The sequence below is a fragment of the Pseudomonas sp. B7(2017) genome, from assembly GCF_002112745.1.
GTDB lineage: Bacteria > Pseudomonadota > Gammaproteobacteria > Pseudomonadales > Pseudomonadaceae > Aquipseudomonas > Aquipseudomonas ekonensis.
On record NZ_NEIP01000031.1, the window covers coordinates 1 to 13038 of the forward strand.

General features: G+C 63.9%; 14 protein-coding genes and 1 pseudogene. 7 read left to right on the forward strand and 8 right to left on the reverse strand.

What is annotated here, in order from left to right:
- Positions 1 to 118 (forward strand): annotated as a pseudogene (locus tag CAG29_RS28875) (Na+/H+ antiporter subunit G); the annotation flags it as partial.
- Here CAG29_RS28875 and CAG29_RS27780 read toward each other — a convergent pair.
- Positions 119 to 559 (reverse strand): DUF3995 domain-containing protein, encoded by a 441-nt coding sequence (locus CAG29_RS27780; protein WP_085586379.1) that lies wholly within the window; start codon positions 557 to 559, stop codon positions 119 to 121.
- Between the two features lie 93 nt (positions 560 to 652).
- Between CAG29_RS27780 and CAG29_RS27785 the strand changes: the two genes are divergently transcribed.
- Both CAG29_RS27785 and CAG29_RS27790 read left to right on the forward strand, forming a co-directional pair.
- A complete protein-coding gene (locus tag CAG29_RS27785) occupies positions 653 to 1039 on the forward strand; it encodes a DUF2946 domain-containing protein (protein WP_085586377.1) in 387 nt (128 codons plus the stop codon).
- Positions 1040 to 1132: 93 nt separating this feature from the next.
- On the forward strand, positions 1133 to 3265 hold the full coding sequence (locus CAG29_RS27790) for a TonB-dependent siderophore receptor (protein WP_085695444.1): 2133 nt from the start codon (positions 1133 to 1135) through the stop codon (positions 3263 to 3265).
- Positions 3266 to 3308: 43 nt separating this feature from the next.
- On the opposite strand, the gene CAG29_RS27795 is transcribed toward CAG29_RS27790, so the two are convergent.
- The 3 genes from CAG29_RS27795 to CAG29_RS27805 all read right to left on the reverse strand — a co-directional run bounded on the left by CAG29_RS27795 (position 3309) and on the right by CAG29_RS27805 (position 5090).
- Positions 3309 to 4319 carry an ABC transporter substrate-binding protein gene (locus tag CAG29_RS27795; protein WP_085586373.1) on the reverse strand — a complete coding sequence of 337 codons (1011 nt, stop codon included), beginning with the start codon at positions 4317 to 4319 and terminating at the stop codon, positions 3309 to 3311.
- Positions 4320 to 4446: 127 nt separating this feature from the next.
- A complete protein-coding gene (locus CAG29_RS27800; RefSeq protein WP_085586371.1) occupies positions 4447 to 4644 on the reverse strand; it encodes a hypothetical protein in 198 nt (65 codons plus the stop codon).
- Complete coding sequence (locus CAG29_RS27805; RefSeq protein ID WP_170930397.1) at positions 4641 to 5090, reverse strand: hypothetical protein; 450 nt, start codon at positions 5088 to 5090, stop codon at positions 4641 to 4643. The genes CAG29_RS27800 and CAG29_RS27805 overlap by 4 nt, the downstream gene beginning before the upstream one ends.
- Positions 5091 to 5522: 432 nt before the next feature.
- Between CAG29_RS27805 and CAG29_RS27810 the strand changes: the two genes are divergently transcribed.
- Entirely contained in the window at positions 5523 to 5777 is a 255-nt protein-coding gene (locus tag CAG29_RS27810) for a hypothetical protein (RefSeq protein WP_085695446.1), read from the forward strand.
- Positions 5778 to 5782: 5 nt separating this feature from the next.
- Here the strand turns inward: CAG29_RS27810 and CAG29_RS27815 are convergent, their stop codons facing one another.
- From CAG29_RS27815 to CAG29_RS27825, 3 genes are all read right to left on the reverse strand, one after another.
- On the reverse strand, positions 5783 to 5986 hold the full coding sequence (locus tag CAG29_RS27815) for a hypothetical protein (protein ID WP_085695447.1): 204 nt from the start codon (positions 5984 to 5986) through the stop codon (positions 5783 to 5785).
- A gap of 112 nt (positions 5987 to 6098) precedes the next feature.
- Complete coding sequence (locus CAG29_RS27820) at positions 6099 to 7703, reverse strand: methyl-accepting chemotaxis protein (RefSeq protein WP_085695448.1); 1605 nt, start codon at positions 7701 to 7703, stop codon at positions 6099 to 6101.
- A 223-nt stretch (positions 7704 to 7926) separates the two neighbouring features.
- Positions 7927 to 8331: a TraR/DksA family transcriptional regulator gene (locus CAG29_RS27825; protein ID WP_065260998.1), complete on the reverse strand. Its 405-nt coding sequence runs from the start codon at positions 8329 to 8331 to the stop codon at positions 7927 to 7929.
- Positions 8332 to 8795: 464 nt separating this feature from the next.
- On the opposite strand from CAG29_RS27825, the gene CAG29_RS27830 reads away from it, so the two are divergent.
- A complete protein-coding gene (locus CAG29_RS27830) occupies positions 8796 to 9671 on the forward strand; it encodes a MurR/RpiR family transcriptional regulator (protein ID WP_085586362.1) in 876 nt (291 codons plus the stop codon).
- A 53-nt stretch (positions 9672 to 9724) separates the two neighbouring features.
- On the opposite strand, the gene CAG29_RS27835 is transcribed toward CAG29_RS27830, so the two are convergent.
- Entirely contained in the window at positions 9725 to 11038 is a 1314-nt protein-coding gene (locus CAG29_RS27835) for a hypothetical protein (RefSeq protein WP_139831537.1), read from the reverse strand.
- A gap of 313 nt (positions 11039 to 11351) precedes the next feature.
- On the opposite strand from CAG29_RS27835, the gene CAG29_RS27840 reads away from it, so the two are divergent.
- Together CAG29_RS27840 and CAG29_RS27845 are read left to right on the forward strand one after the other, a co-directional pair.
- Entirely contained in the window at positions 11352 to 11957 is a 606-nt protein-coding gene (locus CAG29_RS27840) for a glutathione S-transferase (protein ID WP_085637494.1), read from the forward strand.
- A 2-nt stretch (positions 11958 to 11959) separates the two neighbouring features.
- Positions 11960 to 13038: DNA alkylation repair protein (locus CAG29_RS27845; RefSeq protein WP_085695450.1), on the forward strand; the 1079-nt coding region annotated here is incomplete at its 3' end.

Here is a 13038-nt window from a genome sequence, read left to right on the forward strand (position 1 = left end):
GGGTTCGTGGTGCGTGGCGCTGGCGTCGATCCTGTGTTTTTCCGCGTTCAGCGAAGGGCCGGTGGTGCACGCCTGGCTGATTCCGATCCTGCTGGCGATGAGGCCGGCACAAACCACCTCAAACCCAGGCCACCGCCAGCAACCCCGCCCCCAACACCGTGCACAGCGGCGAGTAGAACCAGGTGTCGAGCCAGGCGAACCGCGAGGCCTTCACCTCCTTGAAGAAGCCCACCAGCTCCGAGTCGCCGATGGCCCGGGCGAACATCAGCAGCGCAATCGCGCTGATCACCCATTGCAGCGACCAGTGCTGCACCGTCGGCAACCACCACCCCACCCGCAGGCACACCAGCGCGGCCACCGACAGCAGCGCCGCCGCCACCAGCAACGTCAGCCAGCCCGACGGCTTGAACGCCGGCCGCAACGTCGCCGCGCCTTCGGCCACGGGCACGTGCGGAACCACCGCAGCCGCCGCCCACTGCCCGCCCAGGGCCCAATACACATGCACCAGGCTGATCACCGCGAACACCGTGACCAACCCTCGAGCCAAGACAAACGTCATGGTCGCGGTTCCTTGTTTTCGATTTGAACAAAATCATCCTAGACGGCATTTTTCCATGTGCACGACCGTTCGACCTTGGGTAAAGTGCCGCCCATGAAATTCACCCGTTCCGATCGCTCACTGCTGGCCTGGATGCTCTATTGCTGCGTCCTGTTCAACGTGTTCGCCTGCAGCATCGGTCACGGGCAAATGGTCGGGATGCAGCTCAACGGCCTCGGCGGCCAGTTCTGCGCGGTCGATCCGGCCACCCAGGCGCCGCTCGCCGCCACCCCTTCCGAAGAAAAACTGCCGACCCTGGCCAAAGCCTTCGGCTGCCCGCTGTGCTCCACCGGCGGCATGGGGCCGGCGTTCAACTCCAGCCTGACCCTGGCGATCCTGCCGGAACAGCACAGCCCGCCGCGGCCGGCCATCGTCAGCGCCGACCTCCCCGCCCGCTTCACCTGGCCTTCGGCCAACCCCCGCGCCCCGCCGCTCGCCTGAGTGCCCTTGCCTTTTTGATTCGTCAGCCCACTGCGCCAACGCGCGGCGTTCGCCTGTGCGCTGATTCCTAGACAAGCATTCAGGATTCAAACGATGAAACAACTCACTTTGCTGGCGAGCCTGTGCGGCTGCCTGTCCGTCAACGCCTGGGCGCAATCGGCCGTGGACCTGGCGCCGATCACCATCGACGGCGAGTCCGCCGCCGAACCGGGCCTGAGCCTGGACGGCTCCAGCGGCATGGCCTCGCGCCTGGGCCTGAGCGTGCGCGACACGCCGGCCTCGGTGGCGGTGGCGAACCGCAACGACATCGAACGCCACGGCGCGCAGAACTTCCAGGACGCCGCCAACACCCTGCCCGGCGTCAACGCCAGCGCCCCGCCGGGCTTCGGCGGGTTCGTGTCCTACCGCGGCTTCACCAGCAGCCAGATCACCCAGATGTTCAACGGCGTCAACGTCTCCGGCGGGCTGGCGCGGCCGGTCGATGCGTGGATCTACGACCGGGTCGAACTGGTCGGCGGCCCGTCGTCGCTGATCAACGGCGCCGGCTCGGTCGGCGGCTCGCTCAACTACGTGACCAAGCTCGCCACCCGCGACGAGCAGGCCGTCGAAGGCCGGGTCAGCTACGGCACCTTCGACACCGTCGAAACCGCCTTCGGCCTCAACCATGCCCTGAGCGAACCCGGCGCCGACGTGCAGCACTACGCGCGGCTGGACGTCAGCCACAACACCGGCAACGGCTACATCGACCGCCAGGAGCGGGACGCCTGGAGCGTGGCGTTCTCCCTGCTCAGCGACCTGACGCCCGACCTGTCGCACACCCTGGCCCTGGAATACCAGGACGAGCACGAAGACAGCCCGTACTGGGGCACGCCGGTGCTCAATCCCAAGGCGGGCGAGCTGAAGATCGACAAGCACAACCGCTTCAACAACTACAACGTCGAGGACGGCCGCTACGAACAGCGCACGATCTGGGTGCGCTCGATCATCGACTACCGGATCAACGACAGCACCACCCTGCGCAACACCCTCTACCACCTGGACAGCCAGCGCGACTACCGCAACCTGGAGACCTACCAGTACAACGCCGACAACAGCGCGGTGAACCGCTCCACCGCGTATCAGGTGCGGCACCAGGGCGAACAGAACGGCAACCAGTTCGAACTGCGCCACGACAACGCCCTGTTCGGCCTCGACACCACGTGGTCCGGCGGCTTCGAGTACAAGGTCAACCAGACCACCAACTCGCCGCTCAACGTCAAGGGCGCGAGCACGGTCGACCCCGACAACTACCGGCCTGGGCACTTCTACGACATTCCCGGCACCAAGCCTGGCTTCGTCAGCGACAAGACCAACGAGGTCACCACCAAGGCCCTGTTCGCCGAAAACCGTCTGGCGCTGACCGACAAGCTGGCGTTGCTCACCGGGCTGCGCTACGACGACATCGACCTGGACGTGACCAACCACCGCACCGTGACCGCCAGCAACCCCAAGCACCTCAAACGCAGCTGGGAACCGGTCACCGGCCGCGTCGGGCTGACCTACCAATTCATTCCGTCGGCCAACGTCTACGTGCAGTACAGCACCGCCGCCGAACAGCCGAACGGCACCCAGGACTTTGATGTCTCGACGGGCAAGCAGTGGGAGATCGGCAGCAAGTTCGACTACCTGAACGGACGCGGCTCGGCGACAGTGGCGGCCTACACGATCGAGCGCAAGGACTTCGCCGTGACCGATCCGCTGGACCCGACCCTAAGCATCCCGGTGGGCCAGCAGACCTCCAAAGGCATCGAGGTCGCCAGTTCGCTGCGCATCACCGACCGGTTGCTGGCCGAGGGCAACTTCGCCTGGGTCGATGCCCAATACGACGACTTCACGGAGAAGAACGCCGCCGGCGTGGTGGTCTCGCGCAAGGGCAACACGCCGACCAACGTGCCGGACCGCGTGGGCAACCTGTGGCTGACCTATGACTTCTCGCCGCAATGGCAAGGCGGGGTCGATGCGCGGTACGTGGCGTCGGTGTACGCCGACACGGCCAACACCATGACCGTGCCGTCGTACACGCTGTTCGGCAGTTTCCTGAGCTACAAGGTCGATGCGCACACCACCGTCACCGGCCGGGTGCGCAACCTGACCAACGAGGTGTACGCCGAGTTCGCCCATGTGTCGCCCGCGTACTACCTGGGCACGCCGCGCACCTTCGAGCTGGCGGTGCAGACGCGGTTCTGAGGGCGCGACCAGAGCGGTTGACCATTGAAGGCGCCGGCCTTGGTCACAGGCCGGCGGCCACTTTGTCCGCCACGTCCTTGGGCAACCAGGCCTGCCACACCTGCGGGTGATCCTTCATGAACGCCACCGCCGCCTCCCGCGGCGGTGTGTGTTTCTCGCTCATGCCGGCCAAAGCCTTGTTCAGCGCGTCGATGGGGAAATCGACCTTGGCGAAGAACGCCGCGATCTCCGGGTATTCCTTCTGGAACGGCGCCGACACGCCGATCGACAGCTTCGAGGCCAGCGAACGGGTCGGTTTCGGGTTGGGGTTGTCGGCGTCGGTCAGGGTTTTCCAGGCCTCGGCGTCGAAGGGTGGCTCTTGCAACTGGATCAGCTTGAATTTGCCGAGCAGCGGCGTCGGCGACCAGTAATAGAACAGCACCGGCTTGCCCCGGCGGATCGATGAACTGATTTCCGCATCCAGGGCCGCACCGGAGCCACTGCGAAAGTTGGTGTAGGCATCCTGCAATCCGTAGGCGATCAGCTTCTGCTTGTTCACCACCTCCGAAGTCCAGCCGATCGGGCTGTTGAGGAAGCGCCCCTTGGCCGGATTCTCCGGATCCTTGAACACATCCTTGTACTTGATCAGGTCGCTGACGCTGCGCAGGTCCGGCGCCAGCGGCTTGATGCCTTTGGCCGGGTCGCCCTTGACCACGTACTCCGGCACCCACCAGCCCTCGGTGGCGCCCTTGACCGTGTCGCCGAGGCTGGCGACCTTGCCTTCGGCCTCGGCCTTGACCCACACCGGGCTGCGGCCGGCCCACTCTTCGCCGATGACCTGGATGTCGTTGTTGGCCAGCGCCGTCTCCAGGGTGATGGTGGTGCCCGGCAAGGTGTCGGTGGGCAGGCCGTAGCCCTTCTCGACGATGATCCGCAGCACGTCGGTGATCAGGCTGCCGCTCTCCCAGTTAAGGTCGGCGAAATGGATGGGCTTTTGCGCAGCGTTCGCCGCCGGCGTCGCCAGCAGGGCCCATGCGCTCAGGCAGGCGAAAAACCACTGTCGTAATCCGTTCATGCGTTGCACCTCGTGCTGTTCGCAGCAATAGCAGGACGGCCTGACAGAAGACCGCAAGCCTCTGAATACTCAGTCAACTGACTGTAGACGAGGTTCCTGCTTTTTCAGGGCATGACACGGACGAAGATCAGTTTTCAGACATTTCCTGCAAGCGCTGCAGCTCGCGTCTGACCATGCTGGCGTATTCCGCCGGGCGCAGGCCGTAGATCTGCGAGGCCACCCAACCGAGCCAGGCGCCTTTCAGCTCGGCCTTCGCGGCGTAGAGCCTGCGGGCCTCCTCACGGGCGCGGTCGAGGTGCTGCCCATGAAAGTCGGCGCGGCTCACTCGCTGGCCTTGAACGTCACCAGTTCGCCCTTGCGCCACTTGGCGGCCTTGGCGGTGACGGCCTTGAGGGTCTTGGTCAGGCCTTCGGTCAACTGCGCGTGGGCGGCGAACACCGTCACCACGTTGTGGCCTTCCTTGAACACGATGGCATGGCCCTCGGCGGTGGTGACGAAGGCGTAGTCGCCCAGGCCGTAGACCACCAGCTTGATGTCACGAAAGCGGATGTCGAACTTGCCGCCTTCGCGGCTGGGCAGCACCGACGCGCTGAAATGGTCGCCGACCTTGAGCTTGAGCCCCGGCTTGTCGTCCACCACCAAGGCGCTTTCGGTGTCGATCTCCGCCACGTAAATGCCTTCGGCGTTCTGTTCGGTGACATACACGAAACGCGATTGGAACTGCTTGACCAGCTTTGCCCGCAAATCGCCCAACACGAACAAGGCATGCATATCGAGGTTACTGACTGCCAAAGAAACATCCCCACACTGGAAAAGAGTGCCGCACGCCGGAAAACGCGCACGGCGAAAAAGTGACGGCCGGGCCGACGGTATTGCCGAATGAATCAGGTGAAAGCCTGAGCGGGGCAGCGACCCCTTCATCGCGAGGTTCGGTAAGACTAACGGAATGCCGCTCGCGGAATCTGCCCTGAAGTTCGCCGGACGTTGAAGGAAAACGCCTCGTCATGGGCCGGACAAAACCGACTACGAACTTTAGGGAAAAAACTTACTAAAAAAAGCATTTTTCCGACATATCGCCGGTAAAAAATTGCTTTAGATAAACAACGTTCGCCAACAGGCACTGGCGATTCTAGAGCACCGACGCTCGATACGACTACCCGCAACGGTAAACCAATGCCGATCCGACCACGAAAAGGACTTCACATGTGCAACCTGACCCACTTCGCCTTGCCCGCCCAGGCCCGTCCCGACGCCCTCCCATTCCCGCCGACGGCGGACGGCTACGCCTTGCAACGCAATGAACCCGTTACCGACGGGCCGCGCTATCGCGTGGTGCCGGCCGGTAACGGGTTCTTTCACATCAAGGAAACATCTACAGGACGTGTGAGAGGATTCCGCAAGGATCACAACCAGGCCTGCGCCCTCGCCCGGTCACTGGAAACGCAAGCGGGCCTCTGAGCCGGTCAGTGCAGGTGGCCTTCAAGCCCGGCGTTCAGCTGCGCCAGCCAAGCGGCCCTGCACTCTTCCGCCTCGTCGCGGCTGGCGAACGCCGTCCCCCGGGGCTCGCCGTTGAGCAGCACCACCCAGCACACGCGCTGCCCCCGCGCCCGCAAGCCAGCGGGCACGGCACTGCCGATCACCGCCGCCACATCGACCCTGCACTGCATGCTGACCTCCCGAGACCATTAGCTACCTAACTATGCAGGCAGAGTAATGACTCAGGCCCCAGGGAAACAGCCGCCGGGATGCACAGCTTCATTGCAGGTGCGGCAACAATCCTCAGCGCGGCGCCTCAGGCTTGTAGCCCAGGCGCAATCCGCCCCAATGCCGGCCCTTGACGGTGATCGGCACCGACAGGTCGTGCATCAGCTCGCCGGTGTCGCGGGTGTAGGTCTGCAACAGCACCGGCTGCTGGTGGCTGCCGCAGCGGATGCCGGTGCGGTCGGCGAACTTGCGTTTGGTGCGGTTGTTGACGGTGTCCGCCTGCTCGTCGCCGGTCAGCGGCTGGCTGAACACTTGGTTGTGGGTCGGCACGTAACCCTGCTGGGTGCAGGCGATGGCGAACACCAAACCTTCGTGCCGCGGCAGCAAGGGTTCCTGGATCGCCGGCAGCACCTGGTCGGTGTAGCGGTCGAACCGGGTCTGATACTTCTCCGGCCGCGTGCCGGGGATCGGCTGGTAGTGACGGTCGAACAGGTCGTCGAGGCTGATCCGGCCTTGATCGACATCGGCCTCGAAGCGCGCGGCGATCTGTTCGGCCCCTTCGCGGGCCAGGTCGTAGATGCGCTGGTGGTAGTCATCCAGCCCGACCTCGGCCAGCCGTTCGCTGATGGTCTCGGCCTGGCCTTCCATCTGCACGGCGGCTTCGGCGAGGCGGCGGGTCTGCTGGTCGCTGATGGCCAGGTCGGCGCGCATCTGCTCGATGGCGGTGAACAGGCTGTCGAGCTGCTCGCGGTTGGTCTCGGCGCCCTGGGCGATCTCGCCCACTTGGGTTTCCACCCCGGCGGCCAGCCGGGCGATGTTTTCCAGGTGCTGGCCGGTGAGCTCGACCTGCTCCACGCCTGTGTGCAGGTCATCGGAGAGCTGGCGGATCTGCTCCACCACCTGCGCGGTGCGTTGCTGGATGTCGGCGACCATTTCGCCGACCTCGTCGGTGGCCGACGCCGTGCGCGCCGCCAGGCCCCGCACCTCGTCCGCCACCACCGCAAACCCGCGCCCGTGCTCGCCGGCACGGGCCGCCTCGATGGCGGCATTGAGCGCCAGCAGGTTGGTCTGGCTGGCGATGGACTGGATCACCAGCGTGACGCGCTGAATGTCGTCGCTGCGCTGGCTCAGGGCTTCGATCAGCTCGCGGCTGTCGTTGGCGCGCTGGCTGAGCTGATGCATGCGCGAAATGGAATCGACCAGCACGGTATGCCCCGCCGCGCTGCTGTGGTGCGCCTCGCTGGCGGCGCCCAACGCCTGCCGGCTGAGCTGCGACGTGGCCTGTTCGGTGGCGATCATCACCTCGGCGTTGCTGACGATCTGCTGTGCCGCATCGAGCTGGGATTGCAGCTTGCCGGCCAGGGCCTTGACCGAAAACGCCACACCGGCGGCGGACAGCGCGTTATGGCTGGTGGTGTAGGAAAGGTCGCGGGTCAGTTCGACCATCGCGCTGCCGGTGTCGACAGGCCGGGCCTCAGGGGTGGCGCGGGAACGCAGTCGCGGCAGCCATACGATCAGCACCGCCAGCGGCATGCCCGCATACAGCGGCCAGCCCCCCAGCGCCATGCCCGCCAGCAACAGCATCAGGGCGATGCTCTGCAGCGTCGGCGACAGCCAGCGGTTCTTCGGCAAAACAACTGGTGCAGGCAGAGCCTCAACCAGAGATCCATCTCTCGTCATTTCGTAACCCCACGCGTGTTCTCATTGTTGTGGCCGCATTAGACGCCACTACAACGCCATTATCCATGGTCCGTTAGTCGTGGGGTCTGTGGCAGGTCAATGGAACGGCGGGATTGTTACGGACGGCAAAACGCTTCGCGGGCAAGCCCGCTCCCACAAAGGTCCGGGTATCACCGTAAACCTTGTGGGGGCGGACTTGCCCGCGATGACCGCGTCGGCGCAATCAGGCCTGGCGCTGGTGCTTGTCGATCTGCTCGTGGCGCTCTTGGGCTTCGATGCAGTACTTGGTGGTCGGGCTGATCAGCAGGCGCTTGAGGCCGATCGGCTCGCCGCTGTCGTCGCACCAGCCGAAGCTGTCTTCCTTGATGCGCTCAAGGGCTTGTTCCAGTTGCGGCAGCATGCGCTGGTCGCGGTCGATCGCGTTCACCAGCCAGGTGCGCTCTTCTTCCACCGAGGCGGCGTCCGCCGGGTCAGCCGGGGTGTCCAGGCTTTCGATGGCAATACGGTTCTGCTCAATGCGCTCGTGGGTTTCGACTTTCATGTTCTGCAGCAGCTCAGTGAAGAAAGCGTGCTGCTCGGCATTCATGTAGTCATCTGCCGGCATGGCCAGCAACTTGTCCTTTGTCATTGATATCTCTAATAAAAAACGTGCATTAAGGCGAATTAGGGAGCGTTCCGGCGAACCGCCTGCGGTCATCGGAAAGGCATCGTTTATTGCAAACGCCACCCGGCACTCAATTTACGAAGGGGCGGCAGTCTAAGGCCCGATTGAGGCCTCAGCAACTGGAAATACAGGGAATTTGTCCGACAAAGCCCGGAAACCGCCCGCAGACGGGGTTCGCAGCGGCCATCGGAGTGCGTTTATAGCAAGAAATTCAGTCCAGCGGCTGTATATAGAAGACAAACGGCGATTGGGCGTGGCGCTTTGTCGCACCCCACCCTGAACGCGCAGGCCGGCGCGGTGCATCGATTCAGCAGCAAAACCATGGACTTAGGCTTCACAAAACGCCGCCCGGACTGGCTATCCTCAAGGCCGGCGACTCCTCGCCGCAGCCGCGTGCCCTTATAAAAGAACAGCCAGAAGGATTGCCCATGCCGTCCACCGATCAGCCGGTCAACGCCGAGCGCCTGCTGCAGCGGATCACCGACGAACACGACTCCCTGCCGCGCCAGCTCAAGCGCATCGCCGCCTACATGAGCCAGCAAAGCGAGCGGATCATGCTCGACCGCATCAGCGACATCGCCCATGAGTGCGAAGTGCACCCGTCGGCCATCGTGCGCTTCTGCCAGCGCTTCGGCTTCAGCGGCTTCAGCGAGATGCAGGCGCTGTTTCGCGAGGCCTACACCCACAAGACCACGCCGGTGCAGAGCCACCAGAAACGCATCCGCACGCTGATCGCCGACAAGTCCCGGCCCACCACCGACAGCGACCTGGCCCGCGAATGCATCGCCGCCACCCTCTCCGGCATCGAACGGCTGGGCCTGGAACTGGACGACGCCGCGTTCGAAAAGGCCGTGGACCTGCTGGCCGGCGCCGACCACATTCACGTCATCGGCGTGCGCCGCTCCTTCGCCGCGGCCGACTACCTGGCCTACAACCTGCGCCACACCCAAAAGCGCATCCAGCTCATCTCCGGCCTGGGCGGCAGCTACCGCGAACAGATGCGCAGCGTGCGCGCCAACGACCTGGTGGTCGCCATCAGCTACACCCCCTACGCCAAGGAAACCCAGCACTGCCTGCGCCTGGCCCGGCAGCAGCAGGCCAACACCCTGGTCATCACCGACAGCCACCTCTCGCCGCTGACCAAAGGCGCCGGCGCGGTGCTGCTGGTCAACGAGGGGCGTTCGTTCGCGTTCCGCTCGTTGAGCGCGACGTTGTGCCTGTGCCAGGCGTTGTTCATTGCGCTGGCGTACCGGTTGGGGTTGAAGGTGGAGGAGATGCAGGAGCAGGTGGGGTTTGAGGACTAGTGAGCAGGTGGCGAGTGCGGTGCACTCGCCGGTACACGAGCCCAGACCCGATGTCAGCGGTCTGTACCCATGATTTTGATGCCGGGAAGCATTAATGGCCCTGGGTCACCGCCGGGATCTGGCTCAAGCGGTTTGCCAGCTGCACCAGAAGGCTTGAGCGCCGCAATTTTGAAATGGATGCCTCGATATCCGATGGCGACAGGTTCCGCAAAGGCTTGCCGCAACGTGATGCCCAACGCCGATGACCGGACCACCGATCCGGTGACCCCGGGCAAGTCCGGCACGATCTGGCTGACCTTCTCCCTCAACTGATCGTTAACCTGTGCCAACTCGGACTTGACCCGATCGATCTCGGCTTGCTTGGCCGGCGGTTTAGGCGGCGTTGAACCTTCTTTGGGGGGCTTGTCATCCTTGGGCTTCTCGGCTGCGGCGGCGGGCTTGGGATCCTCCGGTTTGGGCTTGGGATCCTCCGGCTTGGGCTTGGGCGCCTCCGCAGGTGCTTGAGGCTTCGTTGCCGCTTCCCCGGTCAACTTGCCCAGTTGTGCCTCAAGGGATTTTTTCTTGTCGCTTAAATCGACCATCGCCAAGGTCACAGCCTTGAACGTGCCGCTCATACCCTCCTCTGAGGTCACCACCACATCAAGGGCACGGGCCAAATAGACATCCGTGACAAACACCAGTATCGGGGCAGCGGCGTTTGCCGTTTTCATCTGAGTTGCCTGCAGTTGATCAGCCGCCTCGCGCATTCTGCGAAGATCATCTTCCGTGTAACGGGTGGACGTCTCTTCGTCGAATCGCTTTCTCGCCAGCAGATACCTGGCCCCATACGTTTCAGCGCTGGGAACCGAATACGAAACGCTGTATTGAGAACGGCGCCCAAACCCCAGGGCGGACGCGATGGCGCTGCTGGTAACGTTGACCCCGATGTCGCTCTCGGCCAGTGAGGCAAAGGTAAACCCAGGAAACGCCACCAGACTGTTGACCTGTGTGCCATCGATTTCCATGGGGATGAGCGCCCGGGCCTGCACCGAGCCGTTTCCCGAACCGTCGTCATAGGTGGCCAACGACGTGAACGTGTGTTTGCGCGCGGATTCGACAATCTGCGCATCGATATCGATGTAATCGAATTTCGTCGAAGCGAGGACGTAGTCGCCGGTGGAAAGTTTCTCGCCCGCCTTTGCCGCACGCGCAATAAACAGGTCACCCACTTCAACATTGCTACGGGGCGGATAGATCGCCTTGATACCCAGTTGCTCCGTATTGAGTGTCCAATTCTCGGCAACAACGCCCGGCTCGGGCTTTGAACTGCCACATCCGGTCAGTCCTATGCCCACAAGACACAACACCGTGAATCTATAACCGTACATGTCCCGCCCCCCTTGCTGTCCGTAAAGCACGACCTGATGCGTTCGCACCTTCCAAGGCCTCCACGTTCGCAAGGCCTTGGACTGCAAGGGACACATGCCGACAAGTACTGAATCAGTGGGTCTGAACTTGTCTGCTTTTACCATCCCTGGCCGATGCTGGCACTTTGACTATAGAACCGGAACCACCCCCGACAAGGCCCGCAAAGCCCTTTATTTTCGGGTGTTTCATCCCCGTTACGGCATGCGGGTGTAGTCAACCGCCAGACCGAACCGCTACATTCGACTCCCATAACAAACACCCAGGGAGCTGCACATGAAACTGATCGGAATGCTCGACTCACCCTATGTCCGCCGCGTGGCCATCTCCGCCCAGTGCCTGGGCATCGAGCTTGCGCACGAACCGGTGTCGGTGTTCCGCCATTTCGAGCGCTTCCAACAGATCAACCCGGTGGTCAAGGCCCCTACCCTGATCCTCGATGACGGCCAGACGTTGATCGACTCGACCCTGATCATCGACTACCTCGAAACCCTCTCCGGCCAATCCCTGCTGCCCGCCCACCCCGCCGCGCGCGTACGCGCCCTGCACCTCATCGGCCTGGGCCTGGCCGCGTGCGAAAAAGCCGTGCAGCTCTACTACGAGCGCAACCTGCGCCCGGCGGAGATCCAGTTCCAACCGTGGGTCGAGCGGGTCGAAGGCCAACTCGCCGCCGCCTTCACCGCCCTTGAGCTGGAATTGCAACGGCAACCGCTGCCCACCGACGGCGCGCTGATGCAGGACGGCATCACCCTGGCCGTCGCCTGGAGCTTCACCGGCCTGGTGGTCCCCGACCAGATCGACGCCGCCCGCTTCCCGCACATCGCCCACTACACCGCGTACGCCGAAGGCCTCGACGCCTTCGCCCGCACGCCGATGAACTGACCATGAGCACCCCCGCCACCGCCGCCCCGGCGCTCAAGGAAATCTTCAACGCCGAACGCCTGCGGCACATCGCCGACGAGATGAGCGCCGTGTACCCGGCGTTCAACGCCAAGGCCTTCCTCAAACAGGCCAACGACGGCCTCGCCGAGCTCTCGGTGATGCAACGCATGGCCCGCGTCAGCGAATGCCTGCACGCCGTGCTGCCGCTGAGCTACGAAGACTCGCTCGCTGTCCTGCGCGACCTCGCGCCCCGGCTCAACAGCGCCTTCGTCAGCATGACCCTGCCGCACTACGTCGCGAGCTACGGCGGCCACGCGTTCGACACCTCGCTGGACGCACTCCACTACTTCACCGCGTTCGGCTCCTCTGAATTCGCCATCCGCCACTTCCTGCGCAGCGACCTGGCCCGCACCCTGGAACGCATGCACGACTGGGCCCGCGACGACAACCACCACGTCCGCCGCCTCGCCAGCGAAGGCAGCCGCCCGCGCCTGCCCTGGTCGTTCCGCCTCGAACCGGTGCAGGCCGACCCGCAACTGGCGGCCGGCATCCTCGACCGGCTCAAGGCCGACGACAGCCTCTACGTGCGCAAATCCGTGGCCAACCACCTCAACGACATCACCAAGGAACACCCGCACTGGGTGCTCGACACCGTCGAAGGCTGGTCGCTGGACAACAAACACACCGCCTGGATCGCCAAACACGCCCTGCGCAACCTGATCAAACAAGGCAACCCCCGCGCCCTGAGCCTCATCGGCGCCGGCGCGAAGGCCGAGGTCGAGTTGCTGGACGTGAAGGTGGAACCGGCAGTGGTACGGCTGGGGGACACGATCACACTGTCGTTCACCGTAAAGTCCACCGTGCCCGAGGTACAGCGGTTGGTGATCGATTACGCGATCGACTACGTGAAGGCAAACGGCGGGACGTCGCGCAAGGTGTTCAAGTTGAAGGGGTTGGATTTGGCGGGGTTTGGGGAGGTTGAGGTGGTGCGGCGGCAGCAGATCAAGGACTTCACGACACGCAAGCATTATGCGGGGTGGCATGGGGTGGAGGTGATGGTGAATGGGGAGCGGTTGGGGGG

What these genes read in the sequence shown, in the direction of transcription:
- CAG29_RS27780 (WP_085586379.1), bottom strand. Translation starts at nt 559, where the DNA reads ATGACGTTTGTCTTGGCTCGAGGGTTGGTCACGGTGTTCGCGGTGATC.
- CAG29_RS27785 (WP_085586377.1), top strand. Translation starts at nt 653, where the DNA reads ATGAAATTCACCCGTTCCGATCGCTCACTGCTGGCCTGGATGCTCTAT.
- CAG29_RS27790 (WP_085695444.1), top strand. Translation starts at nt 1,133, where the DNA reads ATGAAACAACTCACTTTGCTGGCGAGCCTGTGCGGCTGCCTGTCCGTC.
- CAG29_RS27795 (WP_085586373.1), bottom strand. Translation starts at nt 4,319, where the DNA reads ATGAACGGATTACGACAGTGGTTTTTCGCCTGCCTGAGCGCATGGGCC.
- CAG29_RS27805 (WP_170930397.1), bottom strand. Translation starts at nt 5,090, where the DNA reads ATGCATGCCTTGTTCGTGTTGGGCGATTTGCGGGCAAAGCTGGTCAAG.
- CAG29_RS27810 (WP_085695446.1), top strand. Translation starts at nt 5,523, where the DNA reads ATGTGCAACCTGACCCACTTCGCCTTGCCCGCCCAGGCCCGTCCCGAC.
- CAG29_RS27815 (WP_085695447.1), bottom strand. Translation starts at nt 5,986, where the DNA reads ATGCAGTGCAGGGTCGATGTGGCGGCGGTGATCGGCAGTGCCGTGCCC.
- CAG29_RS27820 (WP_085695448.1), bottom strand. Translation starts at nt 7,703, where the DNA reads ATGACGAGAGATGGATCTCTGGTTGAGGCTCTGCCTGCACCAGTTGTT.
- CAG29_RS27825 (WP_065260998.1), bottom strand. Translation starts at nt 8,331, where the DNA reads ATGACAAAGGACAAGTTGCTGGCCATGCCGGCAGATGACTACATGAAT.
- CAG29_RS27830 (WP_085586362.1), top strand. Translation starts at nt 8,796, where the DNA reads ATGCCGTCCACCGATCAGCCGGTCAACGCCGAGCGCCTGCTGCAGCGG.
- CAG29_RS27835 (WP_139831537.1), bottom strand. Translation starts at nt 11,038, where the DNA reads ATGTACGGTTATAGATTCACGGTGTTGTGTCTTGTGGGCATAGGACTG.
- CAG29_RS27840 (WP_085637494.1), top strand. Translation starts at nt 11,352, where the DNA reads ATGAAACTGATCGGAATGCTCGACTCACCCTATGTCCGCCGCGTGGCC.